Source organism: Duganella guangzhouensis (assembly GCF_009674535.1).
Lineage (GTDB): Bacteria > Pseudomonadota > Gammaproteobacteria > Burkholderiales > Burkholderiaceae_D > Rugamonas > Rugamonas guangzhouensis.
In genome coordinates this window covers 223,815-239,350 of sequence record NZ_WKJK01000006.1, presented here as the reverse complement: position 1 = coordinate 239,350, position 15,536 = coordinate 223,815, and the positions used below count along the sequence as shown (strand labels likewise).

At 53.8% G+C, this 15,536-nt stretch carries 12 protein-coding genes; 6 read left to right on the top strand and 6 right to left on the bottom strand.

From position 1 onward, the window contains the following. Positions 1–780 (bottom strand): glycosyltransferase family 2 protein, encoded by a 780-nt coding sequence (locus GJ699_RS13720; RefSeq protein WP_154377065.1) that lies wholly within the window; start codon positions 778–780, stop codon positions 1–3. Between the two features lie 269 nt (positions 781–1,049). Between GJ699_RS13720 and GJ699_RS13715 the strand changes: the two genes are divergently transcribed. Next, the gene (locus GJ699_RS13715; RefSeq protein ID WP_154377063.1) at positions 1,050–1,412 is read left to right on the top strand and encodes a helix-turn-helix transcriptional regulator; all 363 of its coding nucleotides are present in this window, start codon (positions 1,050–1,052) and stop codon (positions 1,410–1,412) included. Position 1,413: 1 nt separating this feature from the next. Then, positions 1,414–2,745, top strand: coding sequence for a type II toxin-antitoxin system HipA family toxin (locus GJ699_RS13710; RefSeq protein WP_154377061.1), 1,332 nt, complete (start codon positions 1,414–1,416; stop codon positions 2,743–2,745). Positions 2,746–2,840: 95 nt separating this feature from the next. Here the strand turns inward: GJ699_RS13710 and GJ699_RS13705 are convergent, their stop codons facing one another. Both GJ699_RS13705 and GJ699_RS13700 read right to left on the bottom strand, forming a co-directional pair. Then, positions 2,841–3,605 carry a class I SAM-dependent methyltransferase gene (locus GJ699_RS13705; RefSeq protein WP_154377059.1) on the bottom strand — a complete coding sequence of 255 codons (765 nt, stop codon included), beginning with the start codon at positions 3,603–3,605 and terminating at the stop codon, positions 2,841–2,843. Positions 3,606–3,657: 52 nt separating this feature from the next. Further along, complete coding sequence (locus GJ699_RS13700) at positions 3,658–4,005, bottom strand: HVO_A0114 family putative DNA-binding protein (protein WP_154377057.1); 348 nt, start codon at positions 4,003–4,005, stop codon at positions 3,658–3,660. A 9-nt stretch (positions 4,006–4,014) separates the two neighbouring features. On the opposite strand from GJ699_RS13700, the gene GJ699_RS13695 reads away from it, so the two are divergent. Further along, the gene (locus tag GJ699_RS13695; protein WP_154377055.1) at positions 4,015–4,260 is read left to right on the top strand and encodes a hypothetical protein; all 246 of its coding nucleotides are present in this window, start codon (positions 4,015–4,017) and stop codon (positions 4,258–4,260) included. 158 nt (positions 4,261–4,418) lie between these two features. On the opposite strand, the gene GJ699_RS13690 is transcribed toward GJ699_RS13695, so the two are convergent. Continuing rightward, positions 4,419–6,596 (bottom strand): hypothetical protein, encoded by a 2,178-nt coding sequence (locus GJ699_RS13690; protein WP_154377053.1) that lies wholly within the window; start codon positions 6,594–6,596, stop codon positions 4,419–4,421. 695 nt (positions 6,597–7,291) lie between these two features. Between GJ699_RS13690 and GJ699_RS13685 the strand changes: the two genes are divergently transcribed. Genes GJ699_RS13685 through GJ699_RS13675 form a run of 3 tightly spaced genes read left to right on the top strand, consistent with a single transcriptional unit; the run spans position 7,292 to position 13,826 of the window. Further along, positions 7,292–9,337, top strand: a complete 2,046-nt coding sequence (locus tag GJ699_RS13685) for a type I restriction-modification system subunit M (RefSeq protein ID WP_154377051.1) — start codon at positions 7,292–7,294, stop codon at positions 9,335–9,337. Next, entirely contained in the window at positions 9,334–10,665 is a 1,332-nt protein-coding gene (locus GJ699_RS13680) for a restriction endonuclease subunit S (protein WP_154377048.1), read from the top strand. Before GJ699_RS13685 ends, GJ699_RS13680 begins: the two co-directional genes overlap by 4 nt. A 29-nt stretch (positions 10,666–10,694) precedes the next feature. Then, positions 10,695–13,826: a type I restriction endonuclease subunit R gene (locus GJ699_RS13675; protein ID WP_229262095.1), complete on the top strand. Its 3,132-nt coding sequence runs from the start codon at positions 10,695–10,697 to the stop codon at positions 13,824–13,826. A 109-nt stretch (positions 13,827–13,935) separates the two neighbouring features. On the opposite strand, the gene GJ699_RS13670 is transcribed toward GJ699_RS13675, so the two are convergent. Both GJ699_RS13670 and GJ699_RS13665 read right to left on the bottom strand, forming a co-directional pair. Continuing rightward, entirely contained in the window at positions 13,936–14,424 is a 489-nt protein-coding gene (locus tag GJ699_RS13670) for a hypothetical protein (protein ID WP_154377044.1), read from the bottom strand. A gap of 295 nt (positions 14,425–14,719) precedes the next feature. Beyond that, positions 14,720–15,229, bottom strand: coding sequence for an ImmA/IrrE family metallo-endopeptidase (locus GJ699_RS13665; protein WP_195763537.1), 510 nt, complete (start codon positions 15,227–15,229; stop codon positions 14,720–14,722). Positions 15,230–15,536 lie beyond the last annotated feature (307 nt).

Sequence of the window (15,536 nt, the reverse complement as noted above, 5' to 3'; positions counted from 1 at the left end):
TCAGCATTGATCGAGCGAGGCTGGTTCGCTGCCCTGATTGAGTATGCTCAGGCGCGCCAGCCGGGTTTCCATATTCGGTGCCGGATAGGTCTTGTAGATATACAGCATGGTTTCCAGCGTCAGGTCCTTGCGCGAGTTGCCGCGCCGGATATTTTCTGGCGCGCCGACCGGCGACTTGTGGATGTTGACGCCGGCAGTCGGCACGTAGCTCAAGGTGCGGCCGCGCATGCAGGCCAGCAGGAAATCCCAGTCCTCATAGATCAGCAGATCGGTCGGGAAGCGGTGCGGCGCCACCACGTCGCGGCGGTAGGCCAGGCAGCTGTTGGGGATGCCGTTGTTCACGTGCACGCTGTCGTACGTGACATGGGCGGTTTGCATCTCCAGCACCGACAGCGGGGTTGGCGGATTCTGGGTGCGGTCTTCGTACAGGATGCGGTAGTCGCAGTGCAGCAGTTCCGGCGCGCCGGTGCCGATGTGGTCGGCCATCGCCTGCAGGTGGCCGGGCTCGAAGCTGTCGTCGTCGTCCAGGAAGATCACGTACGGGGTCCTGACCAGGTCCAGCCCCATGTTGCGGCTGTCGGCCGGGCCCAGCGTGCCGCTGCGGATGACGTAGGTGTAACGGCCGGTCAGCTGCACCATTTCCGGAAACGGCGGCACGTAGGCCGCCGAATCGTCAACGACGATGACCTGGAAATCCTTGTAGGTTTGCGCGATCAGCGATTGCAGGGCACGGCGCAACAACAGCGGCCGTTCGTGGGTCGGGATGATGATGGTGAACAAGTGAAGCTCCTCTTGGCGCGCAGGTTATATTTCTCTGGCTACAATATCACAACGTCGTCGGATCGCTGGGGGATTTTGCTTACGCTGTCGCCGCGGCGCGCTGTTATCCAACGCTGGCCCGCCCCTCAATTTTGGGGCCATCGATGTACAGCCTGTAAGTTGTATTTAATTTTTACACCCTATGAGTTGTAAATGTAAAATACAATATATAGGTTGTATTTTGTCTTTACATCTTCTAAGCTGTAAAAACACATAAACTGAGCGCTCTCATGAACTATCCGATCAGAACATTGCAACAGTTGCGTCCGCTGCTCGTGGGGTTTCGTAAACAGGCAGGTTTATCGCAAGCCGATGTCGCGACGCGGCTCGGAGTGACACAACAGAGCTATGCCAAGATCGAGGCTAACCCGGCGACCACCAGTGTGGAACGGCTGTTCACTATCTTGCGGCTATTGGGTGGGGAGATAGTACTGGAACAACCTGAGGTGGTCGGGAAGGGACTGGAAGACGATGCGGCAGGCACTTTGTCGCCAGCGGCCAGCGTGCCGGGGCGTGCCGTCAGCCTTAAGAAGGCCACTGTGGCGGCGCCAACCAAGGTAGTGCCACCGTCGAAGAAAACGGAGCACTGGTAGCATGGGACGGCGCGCGCGCACCCAGCGGTTGTATATCTGGTTGAACGGCACCCCGGTCGGCTACTGGGATGCGGCGGCCGGTGACAACACGTTGACCTATTTCGAAGAATGGCTGGCGGATGAGCAGGGGCGTCCGTTGTCGCTTTCCCTGCCGTTCCAGCCGGGGAATGCGCCGTATCGCGGAGCGGTCGTGCAGAACTATTTCGACAATTTGCTGCCCGACAGCGATGCCATTCGGCGCCGGCTTGCGCAGCATTTCAGAACCGACGGCATCGCCCCTCATCAATTGCTGGCCGCCGTCGGACGCGATTGCGTTGGGGCGATACAGTTGCTTCCTCCGGATGAAACGCCGAGCGATATTTTCTCGATCAACGGCGAACCAGTGGATGAACACGGTGTTGCGTCGCTGCTGCGGCGCACCTTGTCTGACCGTCCGCTAGGACAGGGCGACGAGGTGGACGACCTGCGGTTATCGATTGCGGGCGCCCAGGAGAAAAGCGCGTTACTGTGGCATCAAGGGCAATGGCAGCGGCCGATAGGCAGTACCCCGACCACACACATCCTCAAGCTGCCATTGGGCTTGGTGGGGGCAATGCAGGCGGACATGCGAACCTCGGTGGAGAATGAGTGGTTGTGCTCACGCATCATGCATGGTTTCGGTTTGCCGGTTGCCCAGTGCGAGCTTGCGCAATTCGAGGATATGAAGGCGCTGGTGGTTGAACGCTTTGATCGTCGGTTGGCCGCTGACGGCAGTTGGATTGTGCGCCTGCCTCAAGAGGATTTTTGCCAGGCTACAGCTACCTCACCGTTGCACAAGTACCAGGCGGATGGCGGGCCTGGAATCAGTAGGATCATGGAGATATTGTTGGGTTCAGAGCAAGCGGAACAGGACCGAGCCAACTTCTTTAAAACACAGCTGCTGTTCTGGCTGCTGGCGGCAACGGATGGGCACGCGAAAAATTTCAGCATCTTCCATTTACCGGGCAATCGCTACCGCGCAACTCCGCTGTATGACGTTCTGTCCGCGCACCCTATTCTCGGCACAGGTGCAGGACAGCTGGCACCGCAGCGGGCGAAGCTGGCGATGGCGGTGCGCGGGTCGCAAAATTATTACCACCTACAGCAGATTCAGCGCCGTCATTGGGTGGATCACGCCAAGCTGGTTGGCTTGGGCGAGGTGGTTGCTGAGGGCATTCTCAATGCAGTGTTGTTGGAGGCGGAGGAGGTCGTAGCGATGGTACAGGCGCAACTACCAGATGGGTATCCCATGGACCTCGCAGAGGCAATCTTGCAAGGGATGTTGCGGCAACTTAAACGCTTGAAGCCGATGTGAAATCGGCATTGTATTGCCACGTCATGTCAGAAAAGTCGCGTCTGCGAAGCGGCCTTATCGTGGATCGCCGCTGCCGCCATCCCCGCCGCCCAAGCTTAAGGTTTGCGGAAGCGCAGGATGAACTGATCGGTGTGGGCGCGGATGCCGGTCTCGAACACCTGGGCTGTGCGGTCGTCGGCCGGATTGCGCAACGCCTGCGATTCACCGTCCAGCACGAAGCCGGCCGCCAGCACCTCCTGCTTGACCAGCGCCTCGTCGATGCGGTGCAGCTTGGCCATGCCGGCGTCGTCCAGACCAGCCACGCCCGCGTGGTCCAGCACAATATAGTAACCACCCGGGCGCAGCGCGTCGAAGGCGGCCTTGTTCAGTTGCGCCGTGCCGGCCGCGCCGCCCCAGATATGGATGTCGTGGTAGTTCTGCGAAGTCCACACCAGGTCAGCCTTGACCGGCACGTTCATCGATGCGCCGGCCACCACCTCATGCACATTGCCCCGGCCCGCCTCGGCCGAGACGGGCGGCGGCAGCGGCTTGCCTTTCAGACGGTCGATCCACAGCTGCGGCGCGGCGGCGTACACGGCGCCCTGAGGCCCCACGGCGGTGCTCAGCAGTCGGGTGAAGTAGCCTCGGCCGGGGAAATAATCGATCACCGTTTGGCCCGGCTGCACGCGCGCAAAGTCCAACATCGCATCCGGCTTGCGGTCGCCGTCGCGCGCCTTGTCGGCGTCGGGCCGGCGCGGATCGGCCACGGCCTCCTTGGCCAGCGGGGCTTGACCGGCGGCGCCGGCCGCGCTGGCGCCCAGCAACAGCAAGCCGCCCAGGCTCAGGGCGGCCAAGGGACGGAAAATTTGCGATAACGTCATTTCAATCTCCGGCAGGGTGGATGTGCAGCGATTATGCCACCGGAGCGAGCAATTAAATCAAGTCTGCTTCAAGCTTGAATTTTTGCGCGGTAAGTTGAATGGTTCCTTGCGCGATCGACACGATGCCAAGCCGTGCCAGCTCATCGACGTCATGGCGAACGGTATCCGGATCGCGCTGCAGCCGTGCAGCGATGCCACTGAGCGAGTCAGGTTGCTGTTTAAGCGCGCGGAACAGGGCCAGATTGTCTGCCCTCAACAGCACCAGCAAATCCTCGGGATCCTCGAAGCTGATGCTGCTTAGTTCGGGCAGCGGCAGCTGCTGATCGATCAAGCGCGCAATCATACGCCCCTCCTCCATGAACTCAGCCACGCTGCCGGTCTTGATGGTAGTGGTTTTCATGGCTTCTCCTTGAACATCATCCTTTTGATGCAAGCCATGATGAATATACGCCAGATTGTAGTGTGTGACCTCTTTGTGGGCGTTCACCCGCATTTCGCGACGTCTTATTACAGCTCACAGGAGTACAAGCGGGATACAAAGCAGCGCAAGCGTCGCGCGCAACAAAAAGCGGTTACAGACTGGCGTCTGCAACCGCTTGATGTGTTTGGTGCCGACTGCCGGTTTCGAACTGGCCACCTGATGATTACAAATTAGCTGAGAAAACAGTATGTCTTTGATTATTAAGCGAATTATACCGTAAGCGTGCGGAAGGGAAAACACTTTAAGATCAGTAACTTAGCGTAAAAGAGCGTAGGTTCAGTGAACTGATCCATGTACCGATTTTGTAACTCAGCCATGGTCATCTAGCCGCCCTACTTCAAAGTGTCGTCCGTCCTTTGCGGTGTTACTTCCTCAGCTAAATCGGCTTGTACTTTAACGTTCAAGCCATCGAGATTGTGTTTAATAACGTTTTCAAGATAGCTGCGAGCCTCAGTTGATCGTTTGTCTAAATGGCCCGAGTAGGCGCGCGATTGGAGGTTTATTGCCCATGTCGCATGCTCAGGAACATATAGGATCTCGCCAGCAACTCGGCCTGGCTTACCGTCTATTAAGGTGGGATGTCCTTGGAACTGCTCCTCCCCCTCCGTAACACTAAACTTGTCCTCACCCATCACTAAGTCACCAAGTTCATTGATGACCCAGATATATTTTATTTTGGTGTCGAGCTTGCCCCAGTCGTACCGACTGCCTCTACGAACAGTGAAGGTGTCTGGTCGAAGCTGGATATCATCTATGGCGTCGCTTTCCCCAGGTTTGAGAGAGCGGCGTGGGAGGCCTGCCGGTCCGTACAGCGAGTTCAAGTATGTGCGATTCCGAAGTTCGCTAAAGAATTTAACAATACAGCCAATATATTGTTTGCCGACATTGTCGCCGAGATTGTAGTTTTGCCACACACGCATTGCCAACATGCTTGATATGTTTTCCCATGCGCTAATTGCTTCTGTTGTGTATGCGATGTAGCCGATCAACACCCGGCCTTGTGGTACCTCCGTTGCGTCGAAGACGAGATCTGTGAATGGCACAAGTTTGCCGGCGGACGCAACATGAAGTCTGGCTCGCCAAATGTGCCTCGGCATACTCTGCAATAACAGCGAAGATTTTTCATAAAGCCCGTTGAAGCTTTGAAAGCTCTCATCACTGAGAATTTCCTGTTTCAGTTGAGTACTACTCGTTAAAGCGATTTCCCAAGACCCGTTGGCAATCTGAGCAAAAATATTCGATAACTCATCGACGGTTGCAATGTCGTCCTGCGGCACTTCTGTTCGCGTTTTCGCAATATCGGAGCTTGACAAGCTTGAGTAGGCAGAAAAAGCGGTACAAATATTGAAAATATGTGAGTAAGGAATGCGAACTTTATGATCTAGGCCAACGATCGCGATTTCAGGTACAAAGAGATCGTTATCGCTGCCCTCAAATGCTAAAGCAAAGCCGGTAATCTCATGGTCGCTCAACTTCAGGGACTTGGGCGCCATTCTGACCTTGACATAGGGACCGTACCTATCGTCATGGATGTAGATCTTGTCGATGTCGTGCGACCTGAACTTTAATCCGTTCGCTTGTCCAGTTGGAAGAATACTGTAGCCGACGACACAGACAAGATGCTTGCCTAAATGACTCAGACTTTGGTCTTCCTTAATTTCGTATACCTCGCCGCCGAGAACTACCGGGGTGCCGTTCTGGAGGTGGCTAAATACGTGCTCTTTTAATTCAGTCTGTGCTTGCAACCCTTTATATTCGAAAATTGAAGGCTCATAGCCGAAGGATTTGAAGCTTCGCGCTACCTGAGGTGGCGTGAGCCCAATCGTAGGGAAAGTTCTCGTACCCTCATCCTTATTGCTTGTAGCTGCTCTTGTAATAGAGCTAGGGGAAGGTAGTTGTGAAATTGACGAGTCGCGCGAAGCGCTTAGCGCTGTCCAGACTGCGCTTGTCGCACATGCCGATACGACTTTGTCTTGTTCCAAGAAAGGTACAGTTTCTACCGCTAGCTTCAAACCAAAGAGCGATACTGGAACTTCCCTCGTCAGTATTTTTGCTCCTTGGCGACCGCATAAAGTCGGGTACGGTACCAGACAAATCTTAGCAAAAAAAGTATGCGGAATAGGCCGAATGACAACAAAGCCTAAGTAATTCTCTTGGAGCTCACGGTTTAATTTTCCATGAGAAGTGGCTAAACGAGAGACGAAGTCTTGCTGCTCGAAATTGCTCTTGAAAAAATGAACACGCGAACACTTTCGTGGATGATGGGGGAAACAGCGTGCGTAGTAAGCCGAATAGTCTTCTAGATAGTGCCTATCTATATACTCGTCTTCAACAACAATCGTCTTGCAGCCCATTGCTGGGGCCGCAAGATAATTGCAAAGATAGTTCAGCTGCGTTTTATCAGATACCTCGTTCCTCTGATCCCATCCAGTCTTATGTCGGACTAACTCTACCAGAAAGTCTTTGCTGAAACTGACAACGCTAAACGGAGACAAGGTATTCTCAATCATTTCTGATAACTGATCGTTTTAATAAGATCAAGCATATCAGAAATATTGCTGAGAAAAACAAATATAGCTGAAAAGCTATTAAAGGCCGTAGCTATAATGCAAAACTGGACTACCACTCTGCGGAGTACTTTGGGTGGTCTTAAAGGTAGCTGCGTAAGTGCCAATGTCACGCTGTTCATTGGCTGCGGTGTGACTAATACGCTCGGCTAATGAATCATACGTGTCCTTCTTCTGAGCGCGCAAAAGCAGCTCAGCGAGTCGGTCGTGATTGATCATTCTTCTTTACCTTGTCAGTTTGTCATAAATGGCAGTGTGGTGCAGCCGGCGATTGTAGCCTTTTTTTCGTGCACATGCAATTTATAGCACAAATTTCGAGGGAAGATAGTATTTTGTGCGGCCGCAACAAAAGTGCTTCAAAGGATGATTGCTTGACTCACCGACATGGCTGGTGCTACCGTTTGTAATACAAATGAATACAATGGTAAGCATCTATGACCCAGCCCAAATCCGCACTCATGTCCTTGCGTATGACCCCCGAAGGCAAGGCACTCCTTGCCTTATGCGCAGAACGAGAGCACCGCAGCATGGCGTCCATGATGGAGCACATGGTGCATACGTATGCCGCTCAAGAAGGCATCTCGCTGCCAACACTCAAGGCCGCTAAGCCCATTAAGAACTCAACTAAGAAACCTTGAATGTCAAAACTCGCTGACCTCATCTGGAAAAACGCCGAGCTGCTGCGCGGCGCGTACAAAGAAAACGAATACCGCAAAGTCATCTTACCATTCACTATCCTGCGCCGCCTCGACTGCGTGTTGCATTCCACCCGCGAAGCGGTATGGGCACGCCACGCCACCGTGCAAGGTAAAGGCTACGACTTGGACAAGATGCTTACCCCCATCAGCGGGTACCCGTTCTTCAATACGTCCAAGTTCACTCTCCCAAACATCGCGAAGACTCCTGACGACGTGCGCGACAACCTTGAGGCCATGATCAATGGCTTCTCGCAGAACGTGCGGGACATCTTCGACAAGTTCGGCTTCATCGCCACCCTTGACAAGCTGGCCGAAAAAAACCGCCTGTACCTTGTGGTGCAGCGTTTTGCGGAAACCGACCTCGCCCCCCAGAAGGTCACGAACCACGACATGGGGCAGGCATTTGAAGAACTGCTACGCAAGTTCAACGACGTGTCCCCCGCTGGTGAGCAGTACACCCCACGCGACGTAATTGAGCTCATGGTGACGCTGCTATTCAACGGCGACGACGACGTCCTGTCTGTGCCCGGCGTCGTGCGTACCATGTACGACCCCACTGCAGGCACTGGGGGTATCCTGAGCGTAGCGGAAGAGCACCTGCGTAAGTTTAATGACCGCGCCACTCTGAAACTCTTTGGGCAGGAACTGGAAGACGAGACCTATGCCATTTGCAAGGCGGACATGCTCATTCGCGGGCAAGACCCGGCCAACATCGAGAACGGTGATACTTTGGAGCTCGACCGGCACCCCGGCAAGACCTTTGAGTATCAAGCCGCCAACCCCCCGTATGGCGTGGAATGGAAGCCAGCAGAAACAGCTGTTAAGAAAGAACACGCTCAGGGCGCGGTGGGACGCTTTGGGCCTGGCTTGCCAGCCATTCGCGATGGGCAGATGCTTTTTTCGCTGCATCTGCTGTCCAAGATGAAGCCCGTAGTGGCGGGTAAGGGGGGCGGGCGCATCGGCGTAGTGCACAACGGCTCGCCGCTCTTTACAGGGGATGCTGGCAGCGGGGAGAGCGAAATCCGCCGCCACATCTTAGAGCATGACTACCTTGATTGCATAGTAGCGCTGCCTACGGACATGTTCTATAACACAAACATTACTACTTACCTGTGGTTCATGACGAACCGTAAGCCGGCCGAACGCAAGGGCAAGGTGCTCTTGATCGATGCCAGCGCCATGAGCGTTTTGATGAAGAAGAACCTGGGCAAAAAGCGCCGTGAATTTACTCTCGACTGCGTGGATCGCATTGCCAAGGCATATGCCAACTTCCAATCTACTGAGTGGAAGGAGAGCGCAGATGGCAAGGCCGGGCGCGCGCTCAAATCTAAGGTGTTCGACCGGGACCACTTCTTCTATCGCCGCGTCACCATCGAACGCCCTTTGCGCATGCGCTTCCAGGCTAGCGAGCAGGGCTTGAAGCATCTTGGCTATGACAGTGCTTTTGGCAAACTGTCGCAGGAGCAAAGAGACCTGCTTACACAAGCTATACAAGGCATGGATGCTCAGGCCACGTATCTGGACGCCGACTCGTTCCGGGCAGCATTGCACGCGTTAGCCGCCACGGTGGCTGACGCGCAAGGACTGACCGCCAAGGCTGCTAAGTTAGCGCCAAAATCCGTCGAGCTGGCACGTAAGTATCTGGGCATCAAGGATAAGAACGCCGAGCCCACCACCAATGAGAAGGGCGACATCCTGAGTGATTCGGAATTGCGCGATGCCGAATATGTGTCCCTTAACGAAGACATCGAAGCGTACTTTGACAGCGAGGTGCGTCCGCATTGGCCAGATGCATGGATCAATCATGACGTGAAAGATGCCAAGGACGAAAGGACTGGCGTGGTCGGTGTCGAAATCAACTTTAACCGCGAGTTCTACGTGTACACGCCCCCGCGCAACCGTGAGGCCATCGCGGCAGACATCGAGGCAAAGGAGCATAAGTTCATGGAGCTGCTACGTAGCATCAAGGGCGGAATAAGCCAATGAAAACGTACACGAGCTACAAGCCCTCGGGTGTGCCCTGGCTGGGGGATATTCCGAGCCATTGGTGTGTTGAGAAGTTGAAGTTCTTCGCAAAATTCGTAGGAGGCGGCACCCCTAGTAAAGCTGAGCCTCTTTACTGGGGAGGTGATCTCCCGTGGGTTTCTCCAAAGGACATGAAACGATCACTAATTGGTGAGACTGAGGACTACATCACTTCCGAGGGGCTTAGGAATAGCCCCTGCGCCCTGATTCCTCCAGGTTCGGTGCTCACTGTGGTTCGCTCAGGCATTTTGCAACACACCATCCCGGTGGCTATCAATACACTGCCAGTTGCGTTGAACCAGGACATGAGATCACTTATTCCGAATGAGAGGGTGGATAGTCGATATCTCGCGTATCAAATTGAGGGGTGCCAGAGGGAGCTACGGGAAGAATGGGTCAAGCAAGGCGCAACCGTCGAGAGCATTGATCATCAGCGAATGGTTGACTCGCGTTTGGCTGTTCCATCCACCGACGAACAGCGGTCCATTGTCGACTACCTTGATGTCGAAACTGCTCGCATTGACACCCTGATTCATGAGAAGGATGAACTGATTGGATTGTTGCGGGAGTGGCGCCAGTCAGTGATAGCGGAATACACGTCGGGAGCAACCCAATCACAGGACAAGAAAGCTACCGGCAATGTGCACATGCCATGGATTCCATCGGACTGGTCTATGGTACGTGTAGGAAAGTACGCGCGTATTGGCAATGGTTCGACGCCACTGAAAGACAATGCCAGATACTGGGAAGGTGGCACTTTCCCATGGCTTAACAGTTCGGTGGTCAACTGCGACGTCGTGGATGAGGGCAGCGAATACGTAACTGATGTGGCTTTGCGCGCCTGCCATTTACCTATTGTTGAGCCTGGGTCTTTGTTGGTTGCATTGACAGGTCAGGGAAAGACACGCGGGAAAGTAACCGTTTTGCGCATCCAGGCAACTATTAACCAGCATCTGGCATACCTCGCGTTAGATGGCGCGCGTTTCGATTCCAACTTTTTATTCTGGGCGCTGACTGGCATGTACGCTGCTTTGCGAATGGTGAGTGATGGGCAGGGCGGAACCAAGGGTGCACTGACGTGCGATGACTTGTCACGGTTTGAAGTGCCCATGCCTTCATTGGCTCTGCAGCGAGAAATTGCAAAGGCGGTGTCGAGTGAGACAACCAAGATTGACGACCTCATCTCCCACACCAACGACGAAATTTTGCTCTTAAAAGAACTACGTGCCGCGACCATCGCTGATGCGGTGCTGGGACGTATCGATGTGCGCAGCACATCGCCGCAGTAACAAAAAAAAGAATGAGGATAGGGACACCCATGGCAGCCATCCACTCCGAAGAGCAATTTGAAGACGAAATTTGCGAAGTCCTGAAAGTCTATGGATGGCTTATTGATGGACCCTTGCCCTTCAAAAAAGGCTTTGCCTATGATAAGGGCTATGACCGCCGCGCGGCGCTGTATCCCGAGGATGCAATTGCCTGGGTGAAGGACACTCAGCCCGATACCTGGGAAAAGTTTGCTAAGAACCATTCTAAGAACCCCGAGGCGGTGTTTATTCAGCGGCTGGCGGAAGAGCTAGACAAAGACCGCCCAACAATCAAGAAAGAAACCCCGCAGCTCTGGGGAACGCTTCACGTGTTGCGCAAGGGCTTCAAGGACATCAACGCCACATTCAAGATGGCGCAGTTTGCCCCGAGCAACAAGCAAAATCCCATCACTTGGGAGCACTACAAGAAGAACCGCCTACGCGTGGTGCGGCAGTTGCATTACTCGCTACACAACCAGTTATGCATCGACTTAGTGCTGTTCCTTAATGGTCTGCCTTTGGCAACCGTCGAACTGAAAACCGATACGACGCAAAATATCGAAGACGCCGTCAAGCAGTATAAGTACGACCGCAACCCGGTGGACTTGGTAACAAAGCAGCCAGAGCCCTTGTTGTCGTTCGGAAAGCGCGCGTTTGTCCACTTTGCCGTGAGTACCGACGAGGTTCGGATGACAACCAAGCTTGCGGGCGCGGCCACACGTTTTTTGCCCTTCAACCGTGGCAATCCTGATGGCATGGGTGGCGCAAGCGCGGGCAATCCGCCTGACGAAGCCTTGGGTTATTCCACTGGCTATCTGTGGCACGAGGTGTTCCAACGCGATGCGTGGCTGGCGGTGGTCGGCAAGTTCTTATCGGTGGAAGTGTCCGAGGTCAAGGATGCTAAAGGCAAAAAAGTGTTCAATACTTCGCTTCTGTTCCCGCGCTACCACCAATGGGACGCAGTGAACAAGCTGTTAAATGCGACGTTAGAGGAAGGGGTGGGGCACACCTACCTGGTGCAGCATTCGGCGGGCTCTGGCAAGTCCAACACCATCGGATGGCTAGCGCACCGCCTCGCATCCCTGCATGATGCTAAGGATCAGAAGGTGTACAGCAGCGTGATTGTGATTACCGACCGCAGAGTGTTGGATACGCAGTTGCAGGACACGATCTACCAGTTCGACCATCAACAAGGTGTAGTGGAAAAGATTGACGAAAATAGCGCCCAATTGGCGGATGCCTTGGACAAGGGCAAACTCATCATCATCACCACTTTGCAAAAATTCCCGTGGGTGCTGGACAAGGTAGGTGGTTTGAGCGACAAACGCTTTGCGCTCATCCTGGACGAAGCCCATTCCAGCCAAGCAGGCAAGGGGGCGGTGAAACTGCGCGAGGTGTTAACAAAGGGCAAGCCGGGTGCGGCGGATGGAGACACGAAAGCCGATGGCGCAGCAGAGGTGGTGCCCGGTGGCGATGACGACATCACCGATGAAGACGTGCTCAACACCATCATGGCATCGCGTCAGCGCCCGCCAAATGTGTCGTACTACGCTTTTACGGCGACACCAAAACCCAAGACCATGGAATTGTTTGGACGCACGGGCGCGGACGGCACGCCCGAGCCCTTCCACGTGTATTCAATGCGCCAAGCCATCGAAGAGAAGTTCATCTTGGACGTGCTGCGGGGCTACACCACCTATGGCTTTGCCTTCAAGTTGGAGCAGACGGGCGACGACAAGGCCGTGAAATCGGGCAAGGCCAAGGCCAAGCTGTTCCGCTACGCGCAGTTACACCCGACCAGCATCGCGCAGAAGGTTACGGTCATCGTGGAGCACTTCCGCGAGCACGTCATGCATCAGTTGGGCGGGCAGGCCAAGGCCATGGTCGTGTCGGATAGCCGCGTGGCGGCGGTGCGCTACAAGAAGGCATTCGACGACTACATCAAGAAGATGAAGTACACCGACTTCAAGGCGTTGGTGGCGTATTCGGGCGATGTTACGGACGAAGAATCCAAGGTGCTCAAAGCCAAGGAAGGCGATCTCAACGATCACAGGGAACACGACGAAGGCATCAAGGAGGCGTTCAAGACCGACACCTATCAGGCGCTGATCGTCGCGTCGAAGTTTCAGACGGGCTTTGACCAGCCCAAGTTATGTGCTATGTACGTCGACAAACGTCTGGATGGCGTGTTAGCGGTGCAAACCCTGTCGCGTCTGAACCGCATGTATGCCGGCAAGGAAAACACCTTTGTGCTCGATTTCCGTAACGACGCCGAAGGCATCCTCAAAGCCTTCCTGCCGTTTTACCGCACGGCGAAAATGTCGGCAATAACCGACCCCAATTTGGTTCATACACTGCGACAGAAACTTGACCATGCAGGTATCTATTTGTGGGAGGAGGTGCTGCAATTCGCCAAGGGCTACTTCGACCTTAAGGGCAAGCAGGCCTCGATTCAAGCGCCGTTGAAGAAGGCGCACGAGCGTTTCAAGGCCCAAACCAAGGAAGTGCAAGAGCTGTTCCGTGGGGATGTGTCGTCTTACATTAGCGCCTACGACTTCCTGTCGCAACTGCGCTCCTACGACGATGCTGATCTGGAGCGCTTGCACGCGTTTTGCCGCATGCTGCTGCCCCGTTTGCAGGGCATGGCGGGCGGGGATGAAGCGCTGGATGAGTCCGTGCGCTTAGCGGGCTACAAGGTGGTCAACGAGAGAAAGCACAAGCTCGACATGGAGGCCGGCACCGCCGAGCCGATGAAACCCTTGGGTACTGGCGAGGGGCAAGCCTGGGACGATCTGGAGGATCGGTTGTCCGTCATTATCAAAAAAATGAATGAGGTGTTTTCGGGTAACTTGTCGGATGCCGATTTTAAGGGTTATGCCACTACGTTGATCGGTAAAATGGTGGGCGACCCCATTTTGCAAGAGCAGGCACAGGCTAACGATACTGTGGACGCCTTCGCCAACGGCGCGTACGAAACCAAGCTCAACAGTGCGTTAGTTGACGCATTGGAGAACCACAACGCTATGGCTGACCAAGCGCTACGGCATGAGAAAGTGTTCAAGGGGCTAGCAAACTTGCTGGTTGAAGAGGTGTACCAGCAGTTGCGAGTTGCGATTCGTGGGGGAATGTGGGCCAGTTTTTAGTGCAACTCAACAAACTAGATGCAAGCATGCAAACAGGGCAGCTAGCACTGTTTGCATTTTTAACGGTTAGTCAATTTGGGATAGATTGATTGTCGCCCCCTTAGGAGCGTCACTTCCAAGCAGCTTTAACTGAATCCACAAGTCCCTTAATTGCCTCAAGTACCGGGACAGGTGACACTTCCTCTTTTTCTTTTGAGTCTGTGCCGTTATTTGGATGTGGGGCGAAGGCTGCTCTCAGCATAGTTCCTAGTATCACAACGATAGCAACCGCCAAGATCGATACTAGTGCAACTAAGGGGACCATGGAGTCACGTATCTCACCATATATCTTCGCTTCTATCTTTACGGGTTCGCCTTCCTTGGAGGAACGCTCGTCAGTTTTTTTGGTAACGGGAGACTTGTTTTCTTTACTCGACTCATTTTGAGTTTTCTCGGACTTTGCATCAGCCTTTTGCTCAGTGGCAGGAGAGATTTTATTAACTTTCTCCTGCAACTCCACAACCACAAATTTGGAGATATTTTCAGGCTTCAATGCCTGATAGAAACCTGTACTTAACGTGGCGACCACTCCAGCAAGACTAATGGCAAAGATAGCCAACACTATCAATGCTGCCCACAAAATGGGACGACGGTATCCTCGCCGGGATATCTGATCATCGATAGAGTCCAGCTCGATTCCGGGCATCCGAGGACTATCACCTGGGCCTGTTGCAGCAGGCGTTGACTGAACTGGACTGGAACTAAGTTCTGTCCTAATCTGGTCAGGAGAGGGATCTGCGACATCATTAGTTGAGGCCGCCGCGTTGGACTGGGACTGATTAGAAGATTCACCGGCCGAAGATACAGTGCTCAATATTTTCCCTTATTCATCTAAGGCTACTAAGACCAAGGGATTAGCGAAGCAATCCCAGATTTTTCAATCGATACCCCATAGCATCTCTCGATACACCGAACATACTAGCCAAAGCTCCCACACTTGCTGCATAGTCATTTTGGTAGTACTTGATCACTAGTGAAGCAGGCATCAGAAGCTCAGCGGCAAACCTATTGGCCTGACGCTCTCGAAAATCCCCACTAGACTGGAAGTTTCCAGAGTCGCGCGGAGCATCTTTATGTCCCAGCGCATAGTGTCCTAATTCATGTGCCACCGTAAATCGCTGACGAACAGGGACTTCGGAGACGTTGTACTCAATGGATGGCACGCCATTGAACATTCTATAGTAGCCACTATAGGGATAAGCCTGGTCGCCCCAGCCTCCTCGCCCATATACTGAAATTCCCGCCGATGTAGCAATTTTTACCGGGTCAATCGGGAGCTGACCGTCCCAATATCTAGCTAACAATTCTCGCGCCGCACTCTCTTCGCTTGAGAGGGCGAGCGTGTTGTTGGATAGATGCTCCATAGCCTTCCCTTTCATGATTGTTAGTCGGAAATTTCTACTGTATGACTTTACAGTATTGAAGTTTAAATTCTAACAGCGCCAATCCCCTCATAGCAACCGGCACTTGCACACTAAAGCGAAATGCTGTACCGATATAAACGCAGCGTTGCGATTTTGGTAAAATTGCCATGCAGAGATTGTTTGCAACGTTAGGCAAGTCAAATTGGGTTACATCGCGCTGCAGCTATTGCCCCAACGAACAAGGGGTTACATGATCTATCATGCAACCCCTTGTTTTTAAAGCTAAATTTTGGTGCCGGCTGCCGGT

Excerpts from the sequence above, each read along its gene's own strand:
- GJ699_RS13680 (WP_154377048.1), top strand. The coding sequence starts at position 9,334 with ATGAAAACGTACACGAGCTACAAGCCCTCGGGTGTGCCCTGGCTGGGG.
- GJ699_RS13715 (WP_154377063.1), top strand. The coding sequence starts at position 1,050 with ATGAACTATCCGATCAGAACATTGCAACAGTTGCGTCCGCTGCTCGTG.
- GJ699_RS13675 (WP_229262095.1), top strand. The coding sequence starts at position 10,695 with ATGGCAGCCATCCACTCCGAAGAGCAATTTGAAGACGAAATTTGCGAA.
- GJ699_RS13665 (WP_195763537.1), bottom strand. The coding sequence starts at position 15,229 with ATGGAGCATCTATCCAACAACACGCTCGCCCTCTCAAGCGAAGAGAGT.
- GJ699_RS13705 (WP_154377059.1), bottom strand. The coding sequence starts at position 3,605 with ATGACGTTATCGCAAATTTTCCGTCCCTTGGCCGCCCTGAGCCTGGGC.
- GJ699_RS13710 (WP_154377061.1), top strand. The coding sequence starts at position 1,414 with ATGGGACGGCGCGCGCGCACCCAGCGGTTGTATATCTGGTTGAACGGC.
- GJ699_RS13700 (WP_154377057.1), bottom strand. The coding sequence starts at position 4,005 with ATGAAAACCACTACCATCAAGACCGGCAGCGTGGCTGAGTTCATGGAG.
- GJ699_RS13690 (WP_154377053.1), bottom strand. The coding sequence starts at position 6,596 with ATGATTGAGAATACCTTGTCTCCGTTTAGCGTTGTCAGTTTCAGCAAA.
- GJ699_RS13685 (WP_154377051.1), top strand. The coding sequence starts at position 7,292 with ATGTCAAAACTCGCTGACCTCATCTGGAAAAACGCCGAGCTGCTGCGC.